Origin of the sequence: Streptomyces sp. NPDC085524 (assembly GCF_044541755.1) — a bacterium.
Lineage (GTDB): Bacteria > Actinomycetota > Actinomycetes > Streptomycetales > Streptomycetaceae > Streptomyces.
The window spans coordinates 463,077-486,147 of sequence record NZ_JBITTH010000001.1; the positions used below are offsets into that span (position 1 = coordinate 463,077).

General features: G+C 69.5%; 20 protein-coding genes, 1 tRNA gene and 4 pseudogenes. 14 read left to right on the top strand and 11 right to left on the bottom strand.

Translation table 11 applies throughout. From position 1 onward, the window contains the following. Nucleotides 1-271, top strand: a 271-nt coding sequence (locus tag ACIGFK_RS02000) for a hypothetical protein (RefSeq protein ID WP_400050156.1), incomplete at its 5' end; no start/stop codon positions are given. Between the two features lie 438 nt (nt 272-709). Further along, nucleotides 710-1,210, top strand: a pseudogene (locus ACIGFK_RS02005) (transposase family protein); the annotation flags it as partial. Between the two features lie 119 nt (nt 1,211-1,329). On the opposite strand, the gene ACIGFK_RS02010 reads toward ACIGFK_RS02005, so the two are convergent. The 3 genes from ACIGFK_RS02010 to ACIGFK_RS02020 all read right to left on the bottom strand — a co-directional run bounded on the left by ACIGFK_RS02010 (nt 1,330) and on the right by ACIGFK_RS02020 (nt 1,996). Beyond that, complete coding sequence (locus tag ACIGFK_RS02010; protein ID WP_400050226.1) at nt 1,330-1,476, bottom strand: hypothetical protein; 147 nt, start codon at nt 1,474-1,476, stop codon at nt 1,330-1,332. A 92-nt stretch (nt 1,477-1,568) separates the two neighbouring features. Then, nucleotides 1,569-1,853, bottom strand: coding sequence for a hypothetical protein (locus ACIGFK_RS02015; RefSeq protein ID WP_376659406.1), 285 nt, complete (start codon nt 1,851-1,853; stop codon nt 1,569-1,571). After that, the gene (locus ACIGFK_RS02020) at nt 1,850-1,996 is read right to left on the bottom strand and encodes a hypothetical protein (protein WP_386463210.1); all 147 of its coding nucleotides are present in this window, start codon (nt 1,994-1,996) and stop codon (nt 1,850-1,852) included. The genes ACIGFK_RS02015 and ACIGFK_RS02020 overlap by 4 nt, the downstream gene beginning before the upstream one ends. A gap of 633 nt (nt 1,997-2,629) precedes the next feature. On the opposite strand from ACIGFK_RS02020, the gene ACIGFK_RS02025 reads away from it, so the two are divergent. The 7 genes from ACIGFK_RS02025 (at nt 2,630) to ACIGFK_RS02055 (ending at nt 13,342) form a co-directional block, all read left to right on the top strand. Next, a complete protein-coding gene (locus tag ACIGFK_RS02025; RefSeq protein ID WP_400050157.1) occupies nt 2,630-3,331 on the top strand; it encodes a hypothetical protein in 702 nt (233 codons plus the stop codon). 150 nt (nt 3,332-3,481) lie between these two features. After that, nucleotides 3,482-3,889 carry a hypothetical protein gene (locus tag ACIGFK_RS02030; RefSeq protein WP_386463204.1) on the top strand — a complete coding sequence of 136 codons (408 nt, stop codon included), beginning with the start codon at nt 3,482-3,484 and terminating at the stop codon, nt 3,887-3,889. Beyond that, nucleotides 3,886-4,980 carry a hypothetical protein gene (locus ACIGFK_RS02035; RefSeq protein ID WP_376659403.1) on the top strand — a complete coding sequence of 365 codons (1,095 nt, stop codon included), beginning with the start codon at nt 3,886-3,888 and terminating at the stop codon, nt 4,978-4,980. Before ACIGFK_RS02030 ends, ACIGFK_RS02035 begins: the two co-directional genes overlap by 4 nt. A 250-nt stretch (nt 4,981-5,230) precedes the next feature. Further along, nucleotides 5,231-5,881 (top strand): DUF3945 domain-containing protein, encoded by a 651-nt coding sequence (locus ACIGFK_RS02040; protein ID WP_400050158.1) that lies wholly within the window; start codon nt 5,231-5,233, stop codon nt 5,879-5,881. A gap of 568 nt (nt 5,882-6,449) precedes the next feature. Further along, nucleotides 6,450-7,328 (top strand): hypothetical protein, encoded by an 879-nt coding sequence (locus ACIGFK_RS02045; RefSeq protein WP_376660268.1) that lies wholly within the window; start codon nt 6,450-6,452, stop codon nt 7,326-7,328. 54 nt (nt 7,329-7,382) lie between these two features. Beyond that, nucleotides 7,383-9,677, top strand: coding sequence for a hypothetical protein (locus ACIGFK_RS02050; protein WP_376660269.1), 2,295 nt, complete (start codon nt 7,383-7,385; stop codon nt 9,675-9,677). A 44-nt stretch (nt 9,678-9,721) separates the two neighbouring features. After that, nucleotides 9,722-13,342, top strand: a complete 3,621-nt coding sequence (locus ACIGFK_RS02055) for a hypothetical protein (RefSeq protein WP_400050159.1) — start codon at nt 9,722-9,724, stop codon at nt 13,340-13,342. A 197-nt stretch (nt 13,343-13,539) separates the two neighbouring features. On the opposite strand, the gene ACIGFK_RS02060 is transcribed toward ACIGFK_RS02055, so the two are convergent. After that, nucleotides 13,540-13,944 (bottom strand): hypothetical protein, encoded by a 405-nt coding sequence (locus ACIGFK_RS02060; RefSeq protein WP_376660271.1) that lies wholly within the window; start codon nt 13,942-13,944, stop codon nt 13,540-13,542. Between the two features lie 321 nt (nt 13,945-14,265). On the opposite strand from ACIGFK_RS02060, the pseudogene ACIGFK_RS02065 reads away from it, so the two are divergent. From ACIGFK_RS02065 to ACIGFK_RS02075, 3 pseudogenes are all read left to right on the top strand, one after another. Continuing rightward, nucleotides 14,266-14,490: pseudogene (locus ACIGFK_RS02065) on the top strand (hypothetical protein); the annotation flags it as partial. After that, nucleotides 14,487-15,646: pseudogene (locus tag ACIGFK_RS02070) on the top strand (hypothetical protein); the annotation flags it as partial. The pseudogenes ACIGFK_RS02065 and ACIGFK_RS02070, both read left to right, overlap by 4 nt. A gap of 68 nt (nt 15,647-15,714) precedes the next feature. After that, nucleotides 15,715-16,020 (top strand): annotated as a pseudogene (locus tag ACIGFK_RS02075) (tyrosine-type recombinase/integrase); the annotation flags it as partial. A 95-nt stretch (nt 16,021-16,115) separates the two neighbouring features. Here ACIGFK_RS02075 and ACIGFK_RS02080 read toward each other — a convergent pair. Then, a tRNA-Pro gene (locus tag ACIGFK_RS02080) sits at nt 16,116-16,192 on the bottom strand. A gap of 114 nt (nt 16,193-16,306) precedes the next feature. On the opposite strand from ACIGFK_RS02080, the gene ACIGFK_RS02085 reads away from it, so the two are divergent. Then, nucleotides 16,307-16,798 (top strand): DUF309 domain-containing protein, encoded by a 492-nt coding sequence (locus ACIGFK_RS02085; protein WP_376660272.1) that lies wholly within the window; start codon nt 16,307-16,309, stop codon nt 16,796-16,798. 55 nt (nt 16,799-16,853) lie between these two features. Here the strand turns inward: ACIGFK_RS02085 and ACIGFK_RS02090 are convergent, their stop codons facing one another. Genes ACIGFK_RS02090 through ACIGFK_RS02105 form a run of 4 tightly spaced genes read right to left on the bottom strand, consistent with a single transcriptional unit; the run spans nt 16,854 to nt 20,125 of the window. Next, nucleotides 16,854-17,246 carry a VOC family protein gene (locus ACIGFK_RS02090; RefSeq protein WP_376660273.1) on the bottom strand — a complete coding sequence of 131 codons (393 nt, stop codon included), beginning with the start codon at nt 17,244-17,246 and terminating at the stop codon, nt 16,854-16,856. Nucleotides 17,247-17,250: 4 nt separating this feature from the next. Next, nucleotides 17,251-17,904, bottom strand: coding sequence for a lactate utilization protein C (locus tag ACIGFK_RS02095; protein WP_400050160.1), 654 nt, complete (start codon nt 17,902-17,904; stop codon nt 17,251-17,253). Further along, nucleotides 17,901-19,373, bottom strand: coding sequence for a lactate utilization protein B (locus ACIGFK_RS02100; protein ID WP_400050161.1), 1,473 nt, complete (start codon nt 19,371-19,373; stop codon nt 17,901-17,903). The genes ACIGFK_RS02095 and ACIGFK_RS02100 overlap by 4 nt, the downstream gene beginning before the upstream one ends. Next, nucleotides 19,370-20,125, bottom strand: coding sequence for a (Fe-S)-binding protein (locus ACIGFK_RS02105; RefSeq protein ID WP_376660276.1), 756 nt, complete (start codon nt 20,123-20,125; stop codon nt 19,370-19,372). Before ACIGFK_RS02105 ends, ACIGFK_RS02100 begins: the two co-directional genes overlap by 4 nt. Before the next feature lie 18 nt (nt 20,126-20,143). On the opposite strand from ACIGFK_RS02105, the gene cobF reads away from it, so the two are divergent. Continuing rightward, a complete protein-coding gene (gene cobF, locus ACIGFK_RS02110; protein ID WP_376660277.1) occupies nt 20,144-20,896 on the top strand; it encodes a precorrin-6A synthase (deacetylating) in 753 nt (250 codons plus the stop codon). On the opposite strand, the gene ACIGFK_RS02115 is transcribed toward cobF, so the two are convergent. Continuing rightward, complete coding sequence (locus ACIGFK_RS02115) at nt 20,883-22,064, bottom strand: aminotransferase class V-fold PLP-dependent enzyme (RefSeq protein WP_400050162.1); 1,182 nt, start codon at nt 22,062-22,064, stop codon at nt 20,883-20,885. The genes cobF and ACIGFK_RS02115 overlap by 14 nt on opposite strands. A 38-nt stretch (nt 22,065-22,102) precedes the next feature. Beyond that, the gene (locus ACIGFK_RS02120) at nt 22,103-23,014 is read right to left on the bottom strand and encodes a LysR family transcriptional regulator (RefSeq protein ID WP_376660279.1); all 912 of its coding nucleotides are present in this window, start codon (nt 23,012-23,014) and stop codon (nt 22,103-22,105) included. Nucleotides 23,015-23,071: the final 57 nt, after the last annotated feature.

Below are 23,071 nucleotides of genomic sequence, written 5' to 3' on the forward strand. Positions count from 1 at the left end.
AGGCGTACCGCAAAGGGTTCTGATGCGGAATCATGTCGGCACGGGGCGTCATCATGAGCTGACGAGTTCCGAGACAGCTACGCTGACCGAATACCTCGTCACTCCGAACCCCGGATCGGCTTCGCCGATCAAAATCACGCTCCTCGCGAGCAACCGACCACTCCCGACCAGACCACGGCGCGACGCCCCCCAGCCCGGCAACGAGGTTGGACGACCGGCGGGTGCTGAACGGAATCGTGTGGAAGCCGCGGACGGGGTCGGCGTGACGTGACGTGCCGGCACGGTACGGGCCCTGGAGGACCCTCTACACCCGTTTCCGCAGGTGGGTGCTGGACCGGACGTTCACGCGAATGCCGGCCGCCCGTGCAGGCCATGAGGGACGCGACCGGTGACGGCTGGCTGGTGTCGGTCGACTCCACGGTCCCGCGGGCCCACCAGCATGCCGTGGGCGCCCGTTAAAAGGGGCAGGGCGGCGGGACGAAATATGTGATCACGCCCCTGGACGATCCCCAGGCGCACTGACCACGAAAGTCCACCTGTCCTGCGACGGCCGCGGCCGGCCTCTCGGCTTTGTCCTCACCGGCGGCAACGCCGCCGACTGAACCCGCTTCGAGGAGGTCATGGACACCGTCAAGGTCCGCCGGGCCGGCGGACAAGAGCCACAGCTCCCGGCAGCCGTCACCATCCCGCAGACGTTCACGGCTTGCGGATGGATCGGTTCGTGAAGCTGGTGAGAGTGGTGCGGGAGCGGGGCGGGAAGGGACCCGGTGGCGGCCGACCGTGATGTTTGCCGCTGGCGGGCCGCCTTCTGCCGGTGGCGGTGTACTACTGCACGAACCTCACGATGCGGCAGCCGGCCCCGCTGTTCGGTATCTCCTCGGCGACGGTCGGCCGGGTCATCCAGCGGCTGAGGCCGTTGCCGGCGCTGGAGCCGGCAACGCGGCCCGTCGCGGACGTACACCCGGCTGGTCATGGCATCGGCCCGGCCGACGCCGAGAACAAGGCCGATGCCCACGTGTGGCGGGAGTCGAACCTGCCGGTCGTGGCCGCCGGGACGACGGTGATCGGGGACGTTGCCTACCTGGGCACCGGGCTGATCACCCAGCACCACAGAAGGGCCGGTCGGCCCGTTGCGTGGGGCAGGAGGGGGACAACGCCGGACACCGACGGGTCCGTGGCCCGCGTCGAGCACACCTTCGCCCGGATGAAGACTTGTACGTGTCCGAGATCCGTGATCTCGACCCCGCCGAGCGTTGCGGTGATGAACCAGAACACCAGGGCCATTGCGAAGACGAGGAATGACGGACGGCATGACACCGAGCCGGCAGGTCAGGGTGAAAGACTGCCGCGGCCACGGGCGGCGCGGAAGGTGTCCCGCTCACCCCGAACCAGGGCGGTCACCCAGTCGAGCGGGCCGGGCTCGATCAGGACCGGGTGCTGCTCGCCTGTCGCCGGGGCGGTGCCTGTGGCGATCACGGGCGCTGTGCCCTCCGGGTCGGTCGGTTATCCGTCGGCCAGCTCGGCGAGCGCCTGGGCGAAGTCGGCGGCGGCCGTGGTGGTCTCGGTGCTCATGCGTCGGCTTTCGTTCGCTGGGCGATCTCTTCGTCGAGTGGGTACGCCTCGCCCCACGGGTTCGGCTCCTCGACGGGGCGGCCGTGCCTGATGTCGCGCAGCCGTTCGCCGCGGCGCTCCTGGACGTAGCCGCGGCAGTGCAGGGGGTCGTGCTGCGAGGTGGGCCAGTTCGAGGCGGTCGCGCACCACCCGCAGTGTGGCGTGCGGGTCAGGCCACGCCGTATGGCGAGGGTGAGCAGAGTGGCGGCGCAGCCGAGCAGCGCGCCGATCGCGAGCATCATGCCGTGTCTCCGTCCGTCGTGGTGGTGTTGGCGGCGAGGAAGACGGCGGCGGCATCTTCACTCGTGTCGTATGTGAGGTCCTCGGGTGCCTCCTGGACCTTGCGGTTCGCGGCGGTGGCAATCCACCACCGGGATGGGTTCACAGCCTCGGTGCTGACCGGTTGGGGCCGGCGCTTGCTGCGCCCTGGCGGGTCGTACCCCAGGCAACGCCAAGGTCTGGGTGGTCCGCGCCGTGCATTGTCCGGCGCTCTCCTTCCGAAATGGACACGCGTCAGAGCGTGGCCCCCTGCATGGACTCCCGGCCTCCGGCGATGGACGCGAGCACTGCGCCGAAGGTCCGAGGGAGCCGACCGCAGCAGGTCGAGGCCATCTCGACTGCGAGGCACGGCAGTTCCTTGCACCAGGCTGCGCCCTGCTTTCGCAGAGCCCTCCGGATCAACTCTGTTGATCCCCAAGCGCCAGACGGGCCCGCAGGCACTCTGCGCAACCGAGTCCCGCTCTGTGCAGCCTCTACAACCCCTATCGCGCGACATTCTGACTCACCACAGACCATCATTGAATGGCCACTCGAATAAGATACCCTCAGAGACCAGTGGATCCAATCAGACTGGTCGGCAACAGGGGATGCGAGGCGAGAAGAGATGAGGACCTGGAGGACGAAGAAGGTTGGACTCTCCACTGCGGTGCTGACTGCGGGCGTTGTGCTCGTCGGGTGCTCCAGCGGCAACCACGGAACGGCCAAGGAGGCGCAGCCGTCGCCTGTACCAAGCCCGACCGTGAGCACAGCCAAGGTCGCCGACACGGCTCTCGGCAAGGCGCTGGACAAGCTCGCCTTCCAAGGCGCCGGAAGCTCCGGAAAGAACAGCGGAGCTTGCCTGGGTAACGCGGTGCGGAAGGCGGGAATGTCGGAGAAGGCGCTGGCCTACATCATCAAGGCCGACAGCGACGACATGGGCACGGTCATCGGCGGACTGCACAAGGTGAGCGAGGACGACGCCGCACTGCTGGCCTCGCGGTCGCTGCGCGAGGACTTCGACGGATGCGTCAGCGAGGCCGTACTTCCGAACAGCGGTAGCCCCAAGGCCCAGAGCTACACGCCGCCGGAGGCAGCCGCGAAGCCAGTGACGGGCAAGCCGAACCTGAAGCCTGCTTACCCAGTCCGCGCGGATCAGCCAGTCAGCTCTTCCATCGAGCTCACCAAGGGCCTGGTCTCGATGTTCTCCTCCTACGCCCGTGACGAGAGCCAGAAGAAGACCTACGCGGCGGCTGGCCCCTGCCTGTCGACCTTGGTGTACAAGGCAGGCTTCAGCCAGGAGGCGCTGCACTTCCTCGCAGGTGGTGCGCCGCTCGGCACCGGGTCGATCGCCGAACACCTGCCGAACGACAAGGACAAGGCGGTCTGGCAGTCCCCGAGGTTCACCCAGGAGCTTGTCGACTGCACGGCGAACGCGACGCCGACTCCCCTGTCCCCCTCCTGATCGGGCGCTCATCAGACAGATGATGAACCCATTGCGACGCGTATCGCTCGGCCCGTTCCAGGAACCACAAAGAGTGGCAGGTGTCTTATCCACTAGCGTCGATAGGGCGACTGCACGGATTGGCGAGGCAAGGCATTGGAGAAGCCGCAGATGACTGCCGTACACGAGTTGGACGAGACGACGCAACCTGTGCGCGGCGCGAAGAAGAAGCTGCCGGGCGGGCCACGGAGCAGCAGCGGTGGCCGCCAGGGCATGTTCGTCCGGCTGAGTTCGGACGAGAAGCAGCGCGCGGAGTACTGGGCCGACAAGCGCGGGTTCTCCTCGGTGAGCGAGTACGTGGCCGAGGCGGTGGTCGAGAAGATCCGGCGCGAGAACCTCGACTATGACCTGCCGACCCTGGAGATCGCGCGGCTCAATGAGCTCGTCGATCAGGTCGCGGCGCTGGCGAAGAACTCGGCGAACCTCGAACGCGTCGTCACCATGGGCTTCGACTCGCTGATCGGGCTCACCCGCGGCGACAACTACCTGCTCGACGAGGAGGACGGTGAGCTCGTATGAGCCGGGACTTCGCGGAGATGCTGGAGGCGGCCACGCCCACCGACGAGGTGATGGATGTGGACACGTCCTTCCTCGACGCCTACCGGCGTGGTGGGAGCGAGGAGTTGAAGCGCGTCCAGGCTCGTCAACTCGAGGGTGAAGGCCCGCGGGCTGATCTCGATGGGGAACCCGAAACAGATCGCCCGAACCGGGAGCCGGACCGCGAGCCCGACGTCGGCGACTCCGAGCGGACCGGCAGGTCCGATCAGCGCGGTGGCGCCGGCGGCGGGCAGAACACCGCTGACGAGGTGCTCCCGGGCGGTGTGCCGGCGGGTCCTGCGGCCGATGCCGTTTCCGCTCCCGGCGCACAGCCGGACGCGGAGGGCGCTGCCGCAGCCGAAATCGATGCTCATGACGATGCCGCCGCACCGGACCAACCCGAGCAGGTGGGGCCCGGATCGCCGCAGTTCACCGGTGATCTGCGCGCCGTGCGGAGCGCGCCCTCGAAAAGGGGCTCGGGCAGTACAGCCGAGACCGCCACGCTCCCCCAGTCGGGCTTCCGGCTCGACGGCGTGCAGAGCCAGCCGCACATCAAGGCGCTGCCCGAGAGCGTCATGAACGCGCTGCGGGAGCAGCTGCGAGCAGCCGCGGTCCGTGAGCTGGGCGTGAGCGACAGCGCCGCTCGGGAGTTCAGCCGGCGGCTGAGCCAGGGCACGCTGGTGATGGCGTTCTTGTTGGCACAGCTCGACCTGCGCCTTGATGCCGATCCTGCCACCGAGCGCGCCGTGGAGCTGTTCCGCTCCCGCGACCCGCTGCTGGGCAGCGTGTTGACACGGTTGGTGAGCATCGAGTCTGCCGAACGCGAGCGGGACGGGTTGTTGCGCAAGCTGCGCGACGAGCTGGGCGAGGTGCGCCAGACCAGCGCGGTGATCGAGCAGGCGCTCGCATACTCCATCGCCGACCGCACGGAGAACTTCCTGCGGGGCTCGCACAACCTTCATGACGCGCCGATCACACACAAGGAGGCGATCCATCTCCGGGACATGGCCCGTGAGGCGACCAGGAAGCAGTCGAGGCTCGAACGCGAGCGGGAAGGGCGGCCGATCCGGTGACCGCGACGAGCGAGGAGCAGTGCTTTGCCGTCCGTCAGCGCTGCAAGGCGTGGGGTTGTCGGTTCTCTGTGTCCAGGACCCGGGTGTACCACGGCTGCTACTGCACTCCGCTGTGTGCGGGTATGGCCGCGCCGGCCTCGCGGCTCCGAGGACGTGCCGCGTCTCACCGGCGGCCTCGTTCCACGTACGTGAAGCCCCAGGGCGTGCACGGCGCGAACCGTCCGGGTCCGGGCGAAGTGAGTTCGCCGCGATGACGAAGAACACCTCGTCCATGCGCGCCGAACCCGGCCTGAAAGAGCAGGTCGGCGCCGCCCGCGCCGAGGGCGTGTGGCAGGCCGCTCCAGGTGGCCCGAAGAAGGTCGCCTTCAAGAAGGTCTGGTCGGGCCACGAGTTCAGCGATGACGAGGTGGCACAGCTGCTCGCGGGCGAAACGATCTCGTTCGAGGCGAGGTCGAAGGAGAACAAGTCCTTCCCGGCCACCGGTGCGCTCGGCGTCGGCAAGTTCAAGGGGCGCACGTTCGTCGGGTTCCAGCCGGAGGTGCCGGACAAGCCGACGAAGTGGTCCGGCCGGACGTTCACGCCGGCGGAGGTCGCGGTGCTCCTGGCGGGCCAGGCGCTGGAGATCGACGACTTCGTCAGCGCGCGGACTCGCAGGACCTTCGGTTGCAAGGTCACCTGGGACGCGAAGGCCGGGAAGATCATCCCTGATTTCGGCTCCGCCGACGAGCCACCTCGGTCCTGGTGCCAGGTGACCTTCACCGATGCGCAGCGCAAGGACCTGGCGGCAGGTAAGACCATCCAGGGCACGGGCTTCGTCTCGGCCAAGGGCAAGACCTTCGACGCCCGCATCTCCTGGAAGAAAGAGGGCGGCAAGAAGAAGATCGTCCCGTCGTTCGGTTGATGTCGGCCGGGTAGACGAGTAGCAGCGGGTCCCGGACCTCGGGGCCCGCTGCTGCCATTTCACGACAGAGAACGAGGCGGCACCCGCAGCGGGATCCGTCCGGGCCCTGGGGGTTGGACGAGCAGCTCGCCCTGCCGAGCGAGCGCCTGCACCACGAGGCGCCAGCGGTCCCGGGGTTGGTCCAGCGGCTCGTCACGGCCACGGCCGGCGCCCCGACGCTCTGGTGTCTGCGCGTGGTGCATCAAATGCACCACGCGCGAGTGCTCTCGGTGCCTGATCCGGTCAAGCAGACACTGCGCGGGGCCGGGCACGCCCTCCCCCCCTCGGCACTCGGCACTCGGCACTCGGCACTCGGCACTCGGAGCAGGCAGTGCTCGGATGACTCGGATACGCCAGTCAGACTCGCCCAACGTCACCGCCCGAGTCCCTTTCACTCTCGTTTCGAATGGCTTATCTGAGATAGGATGCCATTCGCGCGCCTCATACATGAAGGCTTCTCGATAGGTCGAACAATGGCCATTGCGATCGCAGGGGGGATGGGAGATTCATGGCGAAAATGTCCTATAAGGTGCCAAGTTCGCTGAACAGGAGCTTCCTGGATCACGAGATCACGCTCAGCAAGGGCGGCTGGGCGGCGAAGCCCTCCCCGATCAAGCAGCTGCTCTTCTTCGGTGGCGGCATCCTCGCCCTGCTGTGGTTCAGCACGTCGACGTTCGTCGCGAGCTCGGGCCCAGTCTCCATCGCGTTCTTCGTTCTCTGGGGCCTGGCGGCGATCGCCTACTTCGGCGGGCTGATGAAGACGAAGGAACTGCGCATCATGCGGGTGCCGGCCCTCCTTGCCTATGTGCCCCGCAAGGCCCGCCACGTCTTCACCCGTCGCAGCTCGAACCCCACGGACTTCTACTCGATCGTCGGCATCGACGGGATCGACGAGGACGGGCTGATCCGTTTCTCCGACGGCGGCGAAGGCCGGGTCTACCTGGTCGTCGGCTCAGCGAGCTATCTGCTCTTCGACGAGGACCGGATCGGGATCCTCGACCGGGTGGACTCCTTCTGGCGCAAGGTCGAGACGACCTGCGAGCACAGCTTCATCACAACGAAGGAGCCGCAGCGGATCTACCACCAGGTGGCGAACCTGGAGCAGCGCAACCAGGCCCTTCAGCTCCGTGACCCCGATCTGATCGAGCTGCAGAACGAGCAGTACGACATCCTCACGCAGCACGTGGGCGGGAAGTTCCCCTCGATCCACCAGTACCTGCTGCTCAAGGGCAAGAACACCGACGCACTGCGCAAGGGACACCAAATCCTCCAGGCCGAGGTCGGCGGCTCCACCCTCATGATCAAGGAAGCCACGATGCTCGACCGCGAGGAGGCCGAGCCGATGCTGCGGGTCTTCTACCAGGGCATCGACGACGAGCTGCTCGATCTCAAGACGTCGCTGAACTGACAGCGCCAGGCCGACCCACACGACGAGGAACGAACGAAGGACACCATGGCGCTGATGACGAAAGTCCGGGCACAGCTCGGCGTCCCGGGAAAGAAGCCTGACGAGACGAATGAGAGCGCGGAGCTTCCGGTCGGTGATCTGCCCGCGGACGACGCTGCTCGGGCCGAGGTCCTGCAGGACACCGCGTCGGCGGCTCCCGGCGTGGCCGACGAAGCCACCGAGCCGAAGAAGAACTGGTGGCAGCGCCGCCGGGAGGTGAAGCACCTCCAGGGTACGTTCGACGCCTATCCTCATCTGCTCGCGCTGAAGCCGAAGGAGAAGTACCTCTTCCACTCCGACTACTTCGAGGTCGACGGCTCGGTCGCCTGCATCCTGGCGTACTTCCACGACGACGCCGCGCACGACAACTTCGCCGCCTTCTGGGGCATCGACCGGATCCCGGACGGTCTGGACGAGCGGGTCACCGCGGTCGTGCTCGAGCAGGTCAAGCGGATGGACGACAAGTGGATCGACTCATATTCGAAACAGTCCGAGAAGCTGGAACGGCTCGATGCCAACGAGCAGGAGGAGACGGGCACAACCTCCTCCAGGCGCAAGGCCGCGAAGATCTCCGGTGACCTCGGGGTCACGATCGGAGAGCTCCAAGACGGCGCGAGCTACCTCTCGGTGCACAACCGGCTCTTTCTCAAGGCCCCGGATCTGGCGACCCTGGACGACACGATCGACCGGGTCACGCGCCTGTACATCGACCGCTTCGGCACGCTGAAGGCCGCGCCCTACGCCGGCGAGCAGCGCCAGGAGCTCTCGGGCCTGTGGAAGAACAACGAGAAGAAGAAGGGCAAGGGCTTCCACTTCACCTCGACCGAGCTGGCCGGCTCGTACTCGCTGGTGACCAACGGCCTCAACGACAAGGGCGGCGAGTACGTCGGCTACATGGTCGGCGACGTCAACAACAGCGCCGTGCTCATGGACGTGAACGCCTACGCCCACCACGTGATCGTCGCCGACGCCACCCTCAGCGAGTACCTCGACCGCCAGCGGGTGGCCAACATGTGGTGCTCGAAGATCTCGCAAGCGACGCTGCTGAACAACGGCCAGGTCGTCCACCTCGTCCTTGACGGGGCGAATCTCGACAAGCTCGGCCCGAGGTTCGAGCGGCTCACCTCGCGCGTGGACCTGAACCAGGGCGACGTGAACATGTTCGAAATGTTCGGCGAGGAGGAGGACGAGCTGACGGTCTTCTCCGCTCAGATGGAGAAGCTCAAGCTGATGTTCGAGCAGCTCTACGAGACCACCGACGGTGCCGTCGGCTCGATCATCCGCAGTGCCCTCGAAGACACGGCCACGGACTTCTACATCGAGCAGGGCATGTGGCGGCACAACGCCAAGGAGCAGCGCAACCGCCTGCGCGTGGTGAACATCCCGCACACCCAGGTGCCGCGTCTTCAGATGTTCGTCTCCTACCTGGCGACCGCGCACAAGGCACTGCTGAACTCCAGCAAGACCGACCCGGACCAGCTGCGCGCCTACAACGTGCTCAGAGGCATCGCCAACGCGATGCTGAGCACCAACGGCGACCTGTTCAACAACCACACGGCCTCGGCTGTGGACGGGGTCCGGGATTCGCGGCGCGTGGTCTACGACTTCTCGCGGCTCATGCGCCGCGGCAAGGGCGTGGCGATGGCGCAGCTGGTGAACATCGTCGGCTTCGCCGTCGGCAAGCTGGCAATCGGCGACACAGTGATCATCCACGGCACCGAGCACATCGACGACCGGGTGAAGAAGTACCTCAAGGACCAGTTCGACCATATGCACGAGCGCGGCGGCCGGGTGGTCTACAGCTACAACGACGTCGACAAGATGCTGGCCGACAGCGACTTCAACAAGTTCGACGCCGCGGACTACACGCTCTTCGGCCCGATGCGCGACAAAACAGTGGCGGAGTACCAGAAGCAGTTGCACCAGCGGATCCCGCCGGATCTCGCCCAACTCATCACGACCAAGGACGAGAACCTCACGTACCTGCGCCGGGGCGTCTCCAACGTGGTCTTTCACCTGGATTTGGCACTGGGGATCAACCCCTACCGCGAGGCCCAACGCAGGCAGGTCCGACTGGAGGCGGCCAAGGCCGAGGAGACGGCGCGGATGGACTCGATCATGCACGACAAGCCGACACCGGGCGCGAACCTCACCAGCATCCGGAAGCACAGCGAGGGCGACGGCGGTGGGGCCGACGCGGGCCAGGCTGACGCGATCAAGCGCACCGACGGCAAGAGCCTGCAGCAGCCCGGGAACAACGCAAAGCGACCAGCAACAAGGCCGAAGCCCAAGAAGCTGGAAAAGACATGAGCGAGGTCAGCACTGATACGAGGACGAGGAGCAGAGGAGAGACCATGAACGGGACGATCACGGCGGTGGCGAGGCTGCGTGCCCGGGCCGGCCACAGCGTGGGTGCCGTCCGCCCGGGCCGGCTCGCGCGCGGGCTCGCCGTCATGCTCCTGGCGGCGCTGCTCGTGCCGGTGTTCATGATCGCGACGTCTTCGCCGGCGTCTGCGGACGACAAGAAGGAGCGCGACAACTACAGCCTCTACCAGCTGGCCTCGAACGCGAGCTCGTACTTCAGCGAGAAGAACTCGCCGCAGAACGACAAGGGCATGCACGAGAACTGGAAGCCGGTCACGTCCAGCCCGGCCTCGGGCGGTTCCATTCTCGGCTACGCCGACCCGGAGTTCAGCCTGGGCAACATCGTGGGCTGGTTCTTCGCCGAGGTGTCGGGGTCCTCGCAGACCGTCACCTACGAGACCCTGGCCGCGAAGGATGACAAGGGCAACGCCAAGTACGCGGGAATGCTCGACTACGCGCACTTCGGGGCGGCCAACAACGACCTTGGCCTGGACACGATGTCCTCGGGCATCGGCGGCCAGATCGTGAGCGTGATCGGGGGGTCGATCATCTGGGTCCTCTACGCCCTGGCGCTGGCGGTCGGCACGCTGTTCTACGTCATCATCCAGTTCCTGAAGCTCGTCAACCCCTTCCTGTGGTTCTACAACGCGGTCGCGGCGGTGAATCCGACTTTTGCCGAGGGTATGACGGGAGGCGATACCGGAGGCGGCGCGCTCTCGGGTCTGCAGCACTGGATCAGCGGCTGGTACGGCTTGCTCGTCGACATCTCCTGGCAGGCGCTCGTGCCGATCTTCATCGGCGTCCTGCTCATCGGCCTGGTCCTGTTCAAGAAGATGGACCGTGGCTCGGCGATCAAGAAGCTCATCGTGCGCGTCGTCTTCATCGGCGTCGGCCTGCCGCTCGTCGGGTCGATGTACTCCGGCGTGCTCGGAAAGTTCGACGACTCCGTTCTCGGTCAACACGCCGGCCCGACGCGCGTCGTGCTGAGCACTTACGTCGACTTCGAGGCGTGGATGATGAACGACCGCCTGGGGATTCCGGACCAGGCCACTGTTTCCTGGGACGATGACCAGGCCAGCCCGGACGCGATGATGTCCGTGCGCACCAGTGCGCTGGCGATCAACAAGCAGTCCCACGGGGCGACGTTCAACGGCATCAACATCGGGACGAAGGCCAAAGACGCCGAGTCGGCTTGGAAGGACGGCACCGTATCCGTCAACGGAGGCCGTGCCTCGGACGACTTCAAAGCGGTGTTCTCGACCTTCGGGATCATCGGCAAGTACATCGCGAGCAACGAGATGGCAGCCTCCGACTTCGAGTCGGGGATCAAGACCTCGATCACGCAACTGGACGAGAGCTCGGATACCAAGAAGAGCTGGTTCGTCGACAAGGACAGCTACGGCGACGTGAAGGAGTTCGGTGAAGAAGAGGGGCCGAAGCCGGTCGATCACCCGGTGATCTCGACCGACGGCACGGGCTTGACCTCCTCTCGTCCCGGTAAGGACTCGACGGTCTTCACGACGACGGGGACGAAGGGTGGCTGTGGCTTCACGGTGGGCAAGACACCCTCCTCGTGCAACCTGTCTCCCCTGGCGGCGTACAACTACCTCAACACCGGGTTCAACCCCGGCTCACTGGCCATGTACTCGTCCAACAACGCCACCAGCGGGTTCACCCGCGAGAACCACATGGCCGTCAGCCAGGTGGGCACGGGGCCGGCGAAGTTCATGTACTGGAGCAACGCGGCCACGGTCCTGGGCTCCATCGTCCTGCTCGGCTTCTGGTACGCCATCGGCATGCTGGCCGGGGCGATCAAGCGGACCTTCGGCCTGGTGGCCGCCGTACCGTTCGCGACGCTGGGCGCCCTGCAGGCAATCGCCAAAGTGATCGTGTACTCCACAGCGATGATCATGGAAGTCCTCGTCACGCTGTTCGTCTACCAGTTCGTCTCGGAGTTCCTGATCTCGGTCCCGGACATCATGGCCGGCCCCGTGTCGAGCTTCATGAGCCCGGGTGGCTTGTGGGGCAGCGCCGCGCTCGGCGGGATCATCGTGGTGGTCCTGACCCTGATCTCCTCGCTGGTGATCATAGGCATCACCTTCGCCCTGCTACGGGTGCGCAAGACTGTGCTGCAGGCGATGGACGAGGTGGTCACCAAGCTCGTGGACAAGTTCCTCGAGACGAACAGCACGCCGAAGCCGGACAAGGGTGGGCTGATGCCTGCTCTGGCCTCGGGTGCGGGGGCCGGCGCGGGTATGGCCATGGGCAACAAGCTCGCCAATGGCTTCGACAGCAAGACCAGCGGTCCGGCGTCCCCGAGCGGGGGCAAGCCCACGGGCAAGACGGCGTCGACGAACGCCGGCGGCACGAACGGTGGCGCCACGGAGTTGACGTCCGGTAAGCAGCGGCTGACCCTCGAGGGTGGCGGGCAGGACGGACCGGATGGACCGGACAGGCCCGCGCTGGATGGTGGCCCTGGTGGTCGTGGCTCCGGCGGCGGCAGTGACGGCGTCAAGGCTCTGCCGGGCGGCACCGGTCCCGCCGGTGTCCTGGGCACGCCCGGTCACGACGGACCCGCGGACAAGGGTGGTCCGCTGCAGCTGACGAGTGGTGGAGCGGGCAGCTCGCGCTCGGACAAGCAGACGGCGCAGGGTCTGAGCGCCCAGGGTGGCCTGTCGAACCTCGGGTACACAAGCGGCCACAAGGTCATCCAAGGTGAGGTACTTTCCTCGTCGACGGACCCGTCGAGTTCTCGTGGTGGTGCTCAGGGCGAGAGCGGCGCCAACGGCGCTGGTCCTGTCCCGACCAGCGGAGCCCGTGGGGCTGTCGCCGGTCAGACGGGACCGACGCAGTTCGGCGCGGGTTCCCAGGGTGCGCAGAGCCAACAGGACGGCAACCAGCAGGCCGCACCGCAGCGCTTCAGCGGCGACGCCGTGCCTGCTCCGGCTCCGACGCGGCCGGGTGCGCCGAGCGCGCGTCCCACGCAGTCGGGTGCGCCGAGCGCGCGTCCGACCCAGTTCGGCGCGGGTTCCCAGGGTGCGCAGAGCCAACAGGACGGCAACCAGCAGGCCGCACCGCAGCGCTTCGGCGGCGACGCCGTGCCTGCCCCGGCACCTGCTCCGGCTCCGACGCGGCCGGGTGCGCCGAGCGCGCGTCCCACGCCCTCCGCTCAGAGCACCCCTGCCCCGGCTCGGGCCCAGACCCCCATCCGGCCGCCGGCACGGCCGGAGCAGGCCGAGGCGCAGACGAACAGTGACCGGCTGCTGCCCGTGAACAACGCCCGCCGCGACGGCTCCTCGACTCCGAGGCAGCCAGGGGCCGGTGCTACGGCTGCGCCTGGTGCGCGGACTCCGGGTCGGACGCAGGCAGCGGGTCAGCCGGGTTCGATCCAGGCGCCGACGCCGCGCCCGACGCCTGCCCCGCCGGGGCGTGCTCCGCGGCCGCCGGCTCCTGCACCGGCTCCTGCACCGGCTCCTGCACCGGCTCCTTCGCCGGGGCGGGCTCCGGTTCCACGTCCGCGCCGGACTGCCGATCCGGCCCCCCGGAGCGTGGAGACCCCGGAGCCGCAGCCGCGGCCGACCGTTCGCCGAGGCCGGCGCGAGGGGGACTGATCCTCCGATCGAGGGCGAGCGTGGAGGCCTGACGCACCCGGTGAGAACGATCAACCTCACCGGGTGCGTCGTCCATACCCGGCGCCGCAGCTTCAGGAGGAGGCGTCAGAGGCTTGACCAGCCGAGGACGGACAGAACCCCGTGGACGCGATGCCCACGGGGTTCAGTGCTGCTCGCCGGCCGGCGGGACGTCGACGCTACTTGGCACACTTGGTCTTGAATCCGTCCAACAGTGCCTTGCCGGCATCGGAGTTGTCACGCACGTACGCGCTACCGCTGATGCTGATCGAGGTGTTGCTGGTCGAGATTGGCTCGCTGCCGGTCCGCTTGTTGCGGGTGTCGTCTCCGGCGACCGTCCATATGATCTGGGACTGATCCTTGTTGAACTCGCCGGTGCTGGTCACGCCCGGCTTCTCGTAGACACCATCGCAGCCGTACTCATGATGCGAGACGCTGTTGCCCTTGACGACCAGCTGGCCGAGTTTGGACGTGCCGTTGACGTCCTTGATGTAGTAGGTGCCGTCGAGCTTGCCGGCGCTGTCGCTGCTTCCGCCGCAGGCGGTGAGTATGAGTGAGCCCGCGGCCAGGGCCGCGACGGACACGGCAATCCTGGCCCGCGTCCTACGTGCAGTCCTGGTGATCCTCATGGCGTTTCCCTTCGTTCGTTATGGCAGTCGATTCGAGACGGACAGGCCAGTCAAAATAACCTATGGATAGGGGACTTTGGCGGACCGGGACCGTTTGTCAGGTCCTTCTCGGAGGTTGTCGAGCCGATGCCCGGTCAGCGCCAGTGCGGCCTGGGCCTGATCGGGCGCGTGTTCGCCGTCCTGGATGCGCCACTGCGGACGCTGCACCGGCGGGGCGTCTGCCGACCACGAGTACCTGTTCCCGGCCATTGGCGGCGGGCTGCCGGCCAACACGAACTCGGCTATCAGAAGACCGCGGCCGTCCTCGGCACCAAAGCCGCGCTCGCGAACCTGGTCGGCATCGCTCCTCTGGAGGATCGCGACGCCGTCGCCGCCGCCGTCATCAAGGCTGTCGGCGTCAAGGAGGTCGCTCCCCTCACCCTCGGCAAGCAGCTGTCCGCCTCGGCCGTCCGGCAGCCCCCGGGCGTCACCGGCTCCGCGCACCGGGGCCGCTCGCGATGAGCGCCCACCACCACGTCCAGGCCCCCGCCATCACGCCGGACGACGACGCCGACCTCGCGCGATGGGACGACGACGGCGCCCCGCCCGCGCAACCCCGTTCCTCCCCGGACGCGCGGCTGCGCGTGGGAGCCGAACTCGGCGATCGGCTGGTCGTCCTCTCCGGCCGCCAGGACCTCCTCGTCACCTGCCGCCCCGGCACGCGCAGCGGCGCACCGGCCGCGTTCTTCCCCGCTTTGGGCGAGGTCGAGTTCGACGCCGGCCTGTTCGCCCCGCTCCAGCCCCACGAGATCCATCCGCGGATCGTGGGCGACGAGGAGCGGTATCCCGCCGCCTGGGGAGTGTTCGTCCACGAGGCCGCGCACGCGGCCCACTCCGTCTGGACGGCGCCAGCCGGAGCGAACCCCCGTGTCGTCGAGGCCGCGCTCCTGCTGGAGGAGAGCCGTGTCGAAGGCGCACACCTGATCACGCGGCCCACGGACCGCACGTACCTGCGCACCAGTGCCCGAACCCTGGTCATGCCCGACCTCGCCCACCCCACCCTCTAGGGCATCGAGCACGCCGCCGCCGTGGCGGCCCTGGTCCTCGGCCGCAGTGACGTCGGCATCCTGGACGCCGGCGAGACCCGGGCCGTCGCCGATCTGTGCGAAACGGCGCTGGGCGCAGGCCTGCTGGCCTGCTGGCCATACTCACCCGCATCTGGACTGCAGCCCACCAGTGCGCCGACCACGACGTCACGACCATGCTCGCGCACGCTCAAGAATGGTGCGACGCTCTGGACACCGCGGCCCCTGCCCTGCCCGTGCCGGAGAACCTCACCGATCTGCTGTCCGGCGCCGTTGGGGTCGTCATGGACAGCACGGCAGCCACCGACGCCGCCGACCTCGCGGCACAGGCCGCAGCGACCAACGCCAAGGCCGCGCGGTCCAAAGCGCAGGCTCAGGACCGCGCCCAGCGGGCCAGCCAGCGGCGCAAAGCCGCCGCCACCGCCAAGTCGGTCTTCAACGCCCGTGGCACCACCGTCGCCCCCGACGGCACGCCGGCGCCCTACGGCAACCCGGTCACCGGTACCCGCAGGCCAACCGCCGCCGAGCAGAGTGCCGCCGCACGGCTGAGCCGCGCCCTGCGTGCCGCCGCCTACCGCGAGCGGACCACTGAATGACCCTCGTGCGTTGGCCCTGCCCGACTGGGAAACCCTCCAGGCCCTCGCGAAGGCCTTGGTGGCCCGGTCGCACGGCGAATACCGCGGTCCTGCGCGACGCCACGCACTGGGACGACGTCGTCACCGAGCTCGGCTTCGAGCACCTCCGGCGGCACGACCTCCGCCACACCGGACTGACATGGTTCGCCGACGCCGGCGTCCCACTGCACGTGCTACGCAAGATCGCCGGACACGGCTCACTGACCACCACCCAGCGCTACCTGCACCCCGACGCTGACCAGATCACAGCAGCTGGTGCCGCACTCTCTGCGCACCTCATGATGCTCCGCGCACCTCGTTCACTGCCACTCGCAGCAATGGCCGCCGCCTGACCCGTTCAGACCGGCTTGGTCCCCAACTGGTCCCCAAAAACGATCTTAAGGCCGTATCGGATATTTCCGATACGGCCTCCGACCTGCGTAAACGCTGGTCGGGACGACAGGATTTGAACCTGCGACCCCTTGACCCCCAGTCAAGTGCGCTACCAAGCTGCGCCACGTCCCGTTGCACCTTTGCCCGGTTTTTTTGGGTTTCCCCTGACCGGCGGCACATGCAGAACATTACCCCACGCCGAGGGGTGTGCATGCACGGGTAATCGCCCCGGGGGAGGATGGGCCGGTGAACGCACGCGATCGGGATGGCGAAGGGCGGGCGCGGAGCGCGCGGCCCCGGGATGGGCTGGGGCGGCCGCTGCCCTACGGGGCGCCGGGGGTGGAGCGGCAGCCCGAGGGGATCGTGCGCTCGCCCGCGGAGACCGTGCGCGAGGCACAGCGGCTGCTGGACGCCGGGATGCCCTTCCACGCGCACGAGGTGTTCGAGGACGCGTGGAAGTCGGGGCCCGAGGCCGAGGCCCCGCTGTGGCGGGGCCTCGCGCAGCTCGCGGTGGGGCTGACGCACGCCGCACGGGGCAACGCGGTCGGCGGCGCGCGGCTGCTGCGCCGCGGGGCCGGCTCGCTGGCCGGGGAGGGCGGGGCGTACGGGATGGACGTGGCGGGACTGGTCGGCTGGGCCCTGGATCTGGCCGCGCGGGTGGAGGCGGGCGGGTCCGTCGACCCCGCGGACGAGGCGCCCCGGCTCACGGGCCCGCCCGGTCCTGGCCGGGGGGCGTAGGCCCTGTCGTCGAACTCCCGTCTGCCCCGCGGCGACGGAAGTTCGACGACAGCCCCTAGCCGGCGGGCTGGAGGAGGTCCCAGCGGTTGCCGTACAGGTCCTCGAAGACGGCGACGGATCCGTACGGCTCGTGGCGCGGCTCCTCCAGGAAGCGGACGCCCTCGGCGGTCATCCGGGCGTGGTCGCGCGCGAAGTCGTCGGTGTACAGGAAGAAGCCGACGCGCCCGCCCGTCTGGTCGCCGACGCGGGAGCGCTGGGCGTCGTCCTTGGCGCGGGCCAGCAGGAGGGCCGATTCGGTGGCGCCGGGCGGGCGGACCACGACCCAGCGGGAGCCGTCCGGGCGGGCCGTGTCCTCGGCGAGGTCGAAGCCGAGGGCCCGGGTGTAGAAGTCGATGGCCTCGTCGTAGTCGTGGACCACGAGGGCGGTGAGGGCGATGTGGGAGGACATGCCCTCATTGTGCGCCGAGGAGGATCACTTCCAGGGTGCGGGGGCCGTGCACGCCCTCCACCCGGTCCAGTTCGATGTCGCTGGTGGCGGAGGGGCCCGAGATCCAGGTCAGCGGCCGGGTGGGGTCGAGGCGTTCGAGGGCCTGCGGTACGGAGTCCACGAGCTGTTCGGGGACGCGGACCACGCAGATGTGGTGGTCGGGGACGAGCGTGATGCGGCGCCGCCCCTGGTCCGGTCCGCCGTCGAGGACGACGGTGCCCGTCTCGGCGATGGCCAGGGCGCAGCCGGTGACCACGCTGTCGACCGCGTCGAGTTGGGCCGTGGTGGACGCGGCCCGGTCGTGGATGCGGACCGGGTCGGCCTCCTTGAGCCAGTGCGGGGGCAGGGCGGGCGGTACGAGGACCGTCTGCGAGCCGTGCACGGCCAGGAGCCGCATCAGCAGCCGGGCGATGCCGTCCTCGTCGGTGCGGTGCACCTTGGCGCGGTACTCGGCGAGGTTGGCGGCGAGCAGGTCGGCGCTCTCGGACGGGGTGCGGCTGCCGTGGACCCGCAGGTAGTCCCGGGGGATCCCGGTGTCCGTGCCGGACGGGCCGGACGGGCCGGACGGGCCCGGGGTCGCCCGGCGGATGCGGGCCAGGATGCGGTCCTTGCTGCTCACTGCGGGGTCTCCCGTTCGCGGTCGGCCCACCAGTCGCGGAAGGACTCCGTGGGGAGGGCGGGCAGTTCGCGCGTGTCGGTCCAGGCCCGTCCGGGTCCCGGAAGCCTGCGGGGCGCCAGCCGGCGGGCCCGGGCCAGCAGCCGTTCGCCCGCGCGGAGGGCGGCCGGGCGGTCCAGGAGCAGCCGGGCGGCGCGCACGGCGGCCCGTTCGGCGGTGTGGCCGTGCGCGGGGCGGACGGTCACCCGGATGCCCTGGCGGGTCACCGGCCCGCCCTGGGCCACCCGCTCGCGCAGGTGGACGAGGACCTCGGGGATGTCGATGGCCACGGGGCAGACCTCGTAGCAGGCCCCGCACAGCGTGGAGGCGTAGGGCAGCGTCGCGTCGATCTCGCTCCGGGTTCCCCGGAGTTGGGGGCTGAGGATGGCGCCGATGGGCCCGGGGTAGACGGAGCCGTAGGCATGCCCGCCGGCCCGTTCGTAGACGGGGCACACGTTCAGGCACGCGGAGCAGCGGATGCAGCGCAGGGCCTGGCGGCCGGTCTCGTCGGCGAGGGTGTCGGTGCGGCCGTTGTCGAGGAGCACGAGGTGGAAGGCGGAGGGGCCGTCGCCGTCCTCGGTACCGGTCCACATCGTCGTGTACGGGTTCATCCGCTCGGCGGTCGAGGAGCGCGGCAGCGTCTGGAGGAAGACCTCCAGGTCGCGGAAGGTCGGGACGACCTTCTCGATGCCGACGACCGAGATCAGGGTCCGGGGCAGGGTCAGGCACATGCGGCCGTTGCCCTCGGACTCGAAGACGACCATCGTGCCCGTCTCGGCCACCATGAAGTTGGCGCCGGAGACGGCGACTTCGGCGCGCAGGAACTTCTCGCGCAGGTGCAGGCGGGCGGCCTCGGCGAGTTCGCGCGGGTCGTCGCCGAGCCCTTCGGGAGCCGGGCGGCCCCAATTCCCCATCTCCTCCCGGAAGATGTCGCGGATCTCGCCCCGGTTGCGGTGGATGGCCGGGACCAGGATGTGCGAGGGCCGGTCGTGGCCGAGCTGCACGATCAGTTCCGCGAGGTCGGTCTCGTAGGCGGCGATGCCGGCCGCCTCCAGCGCCTCGTTGAGGCCGATCTCCTGGGTGGCCATGGACTTGACCTTGACGACCTCCCGCTGCCCGGTCGCCCGCACCAGGTCCGTCACGATGCGGTTGGCCTCGTCGGCGTCGGCCGCCCAGTGGACGGTGCCGCCGGCGGCCGTCACCGATTCCTCCAGCTGGAGGAGGTAGTGGTCGAGGTGGCGCAGCGTGTGGTCCTTGATCGCCTTTCCGGCGGCGCGCAGCCGGTCCCAGTCCTCCAGTTCGGCCACGGCCCGGGCCCGCTTGTCGCGGATGGTGTGGGTGGCGTGCCGGAGGTTGGCGCGCAGCACCCCGTCCCGTACGGCGTCGCGAGCGGCCTCGGGGAAGGCGGGCATGCCGAGGTACGTACCCGTCATGTGAGTGGTTCCTCCTCGGTCGCGGCCAGGATCTCCGCGAGGTGCACGGCCCGCAGCGGGGCGTCCGCGCGGCGCAGCAGGCCGTCGAGATGGGCGAGGCAGGAGTTGTCGGCGCCGCACAGTACCCCGGCCCCGCTCGCGGCCGCGTTCGCGATCTTGTCGGTGCCCATGGCGGTGGAGACGTCCGGGTTCTTGACGGCGAAGGTGCCGCCGAAGCCGCAGCACTCCTCGGCGCCCGGCAGTTCGACCAGCTCCAGCCCCTTGACCGCGGCCAGCAGGCGGCGCGGCCGGTCCGCGAGCCCGAGGCTGCGCAGGCCGTGGCACGACGGGTGGTAGGTGACGGTGTGCGGGAAGTACGCGCCGACGTCCGTCACCCCGAGGACGTCGACGAGGAACTCGGTGAGCTCGTACACGCGCGGCGCGAGGGAGCGGGCCGCCTCGGCGAGTTCGGTGCCGCGGCCCTCCCCCGCCGCCTTGCGGCCGATGCGCGGGTAGTGCTCGCGGATCATCGCGGCGCAGGATCCGGAGGGGGTGACCACGTACTCGTATCCGGCGAAGGCCCGCGCCGTGCGCCGGAGCAGCGGTTCCGTCTCGCGCCGATAGCCCGTGTTGTACTGCGGCTGGCCGCAGCAGCTCTGGGCGGCCGGGAAGTCGACTCCGACACCGAGCCGCTCCAGGAGGCGTACGACGGCGATGCCGGTCCGGGGGTAGAGCGCGTCGTTGACGCAGGTGACGAACAGGGCCACACGCATGATGGGCACAATAGCCGGGTGAAGAAGTTCTCAGTGATCGGCATAGGCGCGGGCGACCCGGACCACCTGACCCTCCAGGCGGTCAGGGCGATCGGCGCGGCGGACGCATTCCTCATCCTGGAGAAGGGCGAGGAGAAGGCGGACCTGACCGGGCTGCGGCGCGCGATGCTCGAAGAGCACGCCCGCCCCGGCCACCGCCTGGTGGAGGGCCGCGACCCGGACCGGGACCGGACCCCCGCCGACTACACCCCGACGGTGGACGGCTGGCGCAGTGCGCGGGCCGCCCTCTTCGAGCGGTTCATCGAGGAGGATCTGGCGGAGGGCGAGACCGGGGCGTTCCTGGTGTGGGGCGACCCGTCCCTGTACGACTCCACCCTCGCGATCCTCGACGAGGTGCTGGAGCGGGGCCGGGTGGCCTTCGAGCACGAGGTCGTACCCGGCATCAGCAGCATCTCCGCCCTGCTGGCCCGGCACCGGACCAACCTGAACCGGGTCGGCCGGCCGGTCCAGATCACCACCGGGCGCCGGCTCGCGGAGGGCTGGCCCGACGACGTGGACGACGTGGTGGTGATGCTGGACGCGCGGCACGCCTTCACGGCCCACCTGGACCAGGACCTGTTCATCTACTGGGGCGCCTACGTGGGCACCCCGGACGAGATCCTGGTCTCGGGCAAGCTGGCCGAGGTCGCCGGGCGGATCGAGGAGCTCCGCACCGAGGCCCGGGCCCGCAAGGGCTGGATCATGGACACGTACCTGCTCAGGCGCGCCTGAGGTACGACGGCAGGACGGCGGCGAGGCGTTCGTACTCGGCGGGGCGGTTGTAGATCTGCCCGCAGACGCGGATGCCTCCGCCGCCCGGCCAGGGCCAGATCAGCACCCGGATGCCCTGCTCCGCCGCGATCCGCTCGCGCAGCACGGTGGCCTCGTCCCGGGTCTCGGCGACCCCGGGCGGCAGGCGCAGGGCGCGCATGGCGAGGGCGTCGTCGTACGGGAGCGGGGTGATGCCGGGGATCCCGGCGAGCAGGGCCGCGCCGTGGGCGGCGAGGGCGCTGTTGTGGGCCCGCACCTTGGCCGCGTCGAGGCGGTGCAGGAGGTCGAGCCCCTCGGGGGCGGCGAGCCAGCCGGTGTAGTCGACGGTGGCGCGGTTCTCGACGGAGCGCGGGAAGCCGTGTTCGTCCTCCCACGAGGGGACGAGCGCGCGGATGCGGCGGCGGTGCTGCGGGGCGACGGCGAGGAAGGCCGTGCCGGAGGGGGCGTAGCCCCATTTGTGGAGGTTGCCGAAGTAGAAGTCGGCGCCGCCTGCGAGCGGGTCGGCGAGCATGCCCGGGGCGTGGGCCCCGTCGACGACCGTGGTGACCCCTCGCTCACGCAGGTCCGCGAGGAGCCGGGGCGAGGCGATGATCCGGGCCGTGGGCGAGCTGACGTGGTCGAGGACGGCCACCTTGGTGCGCGGGGTCAGCGCGGCCAGCACGGTCTCCCGTACGGCGTCCTCGTCGGGCAGCCGGGAGTCGAGTGCGACGGTGGCGACCGGGGCGCGGCGGGCGGCGGCCGCGACGACGGTGCCGTAGCCGTGGTCGGTGACCAGGATCTCGTCGCCGTCGGCGAAGGGGATCGCGTCGAGTGCGAGGTTGGCGCCCTCGGTGGCGTTGGAGACGAAGGAGATGTGGCCGGGGTCGGCGCCGAGGTGCGCGGCGATCCGGCCGCGGGCCTCGGCCAGCCGGTCCGAGACGCCGATGAAGAAGGTGTCGGGGTCGGCGTGGGCCTCGGTGCGCAGCGCCTCCTGGGCCTCCTGGACGGGCAGGGGCACGGCGCCGAAGGAGCCGTGGTTCAGGTGGGAGACGCTGGGGGCGAGGCGGAACAGGGCCTGCCCTCCGGGGAACTCCCCCGGAGGGTTGGGCGACCCGGCCGGGGTGGCGGCGGGTCGTATCGGCTCGTGCACGGGGTCCTCCGTGGTTGCGGCACGGTGTGTCGTGCGGATCATCTCCCGCGGCCGTCGGCGCCGCCAGGCGTTTCCCCGCCGAAGGCCCGCCGGGCGTGGGCGACGAGCTCGCGTACGGCGGGGGCCTGCCCGGGGCGCCAGACGAGGGAGAGCAGGGCCGGGGTGTCGACGTCCTCGATGAGGCGGGCGGTCAGCCGGTCCTCGTGGCCCGCGGCCATGGACTCGCTGAGGATGCCGACCCCGAGCCCGCGGGCGGCGAGATCGGCGACGGCCTCCGCGGCCCCGGCCTGCAGCGCGATCACGGGGTCGACGCCCCGGGCGGTGCAGGCCTGGTCGAACACCGTACGCAGCCCCGTGCCGGGCGGCATGCACACGATCGGGTGGGCGCCCAGGTCCCGCAGGGTCACCCGGCGCCGGAGGGCCAGCGGGTGGCCGGGCGGGACCAGGACGACGAGCCGCTCGCTGACGATGGTCAGCGCCTCCAGCCCGGCCGGGTTGGCGGTCGCGGTGCCGATGAGGGCCAGGTCGACGGTGCCGGCCCGCACCCCTTGGACGAGCCGGTCGGAGTTCTCCTCGAGCAGGGCGATCTCCACTCCGGGATGCGCCCGGTGGAACGCGGCGAGGGCCTCGAACAGGGGCGTCACGGTGCAGCCGAGGACCATGCCGACCGTGATCCGGCCGCGGATCAGGCCGGACACCTCGCCGACCGCCTGGCCGACCGCCTCGGCGGCGGCGAGCGCCGCGCGGGCAGGTCCGAGGGCGGCCGCTCCGGCGGCGGTGAGGGTGGCGGTGCGGCCCGACCGGTCGAACAGCTCGGCGCCCAACTCCCTTTCCAGCTGGCGGATCTGGGCGCTGACCCCGGACTGGCTGATGTGGACGCGCTCGGCCGCGCGGGTGAAGTTCTGCTCCTCGGCGACGGCGACGAAGTATTCGAGCTGCCTCAGTTCCATGACTGGAGATTCTAGCTTCCAGAAGATCCATCTGTTGGACTTCTGATCCACGCCGGA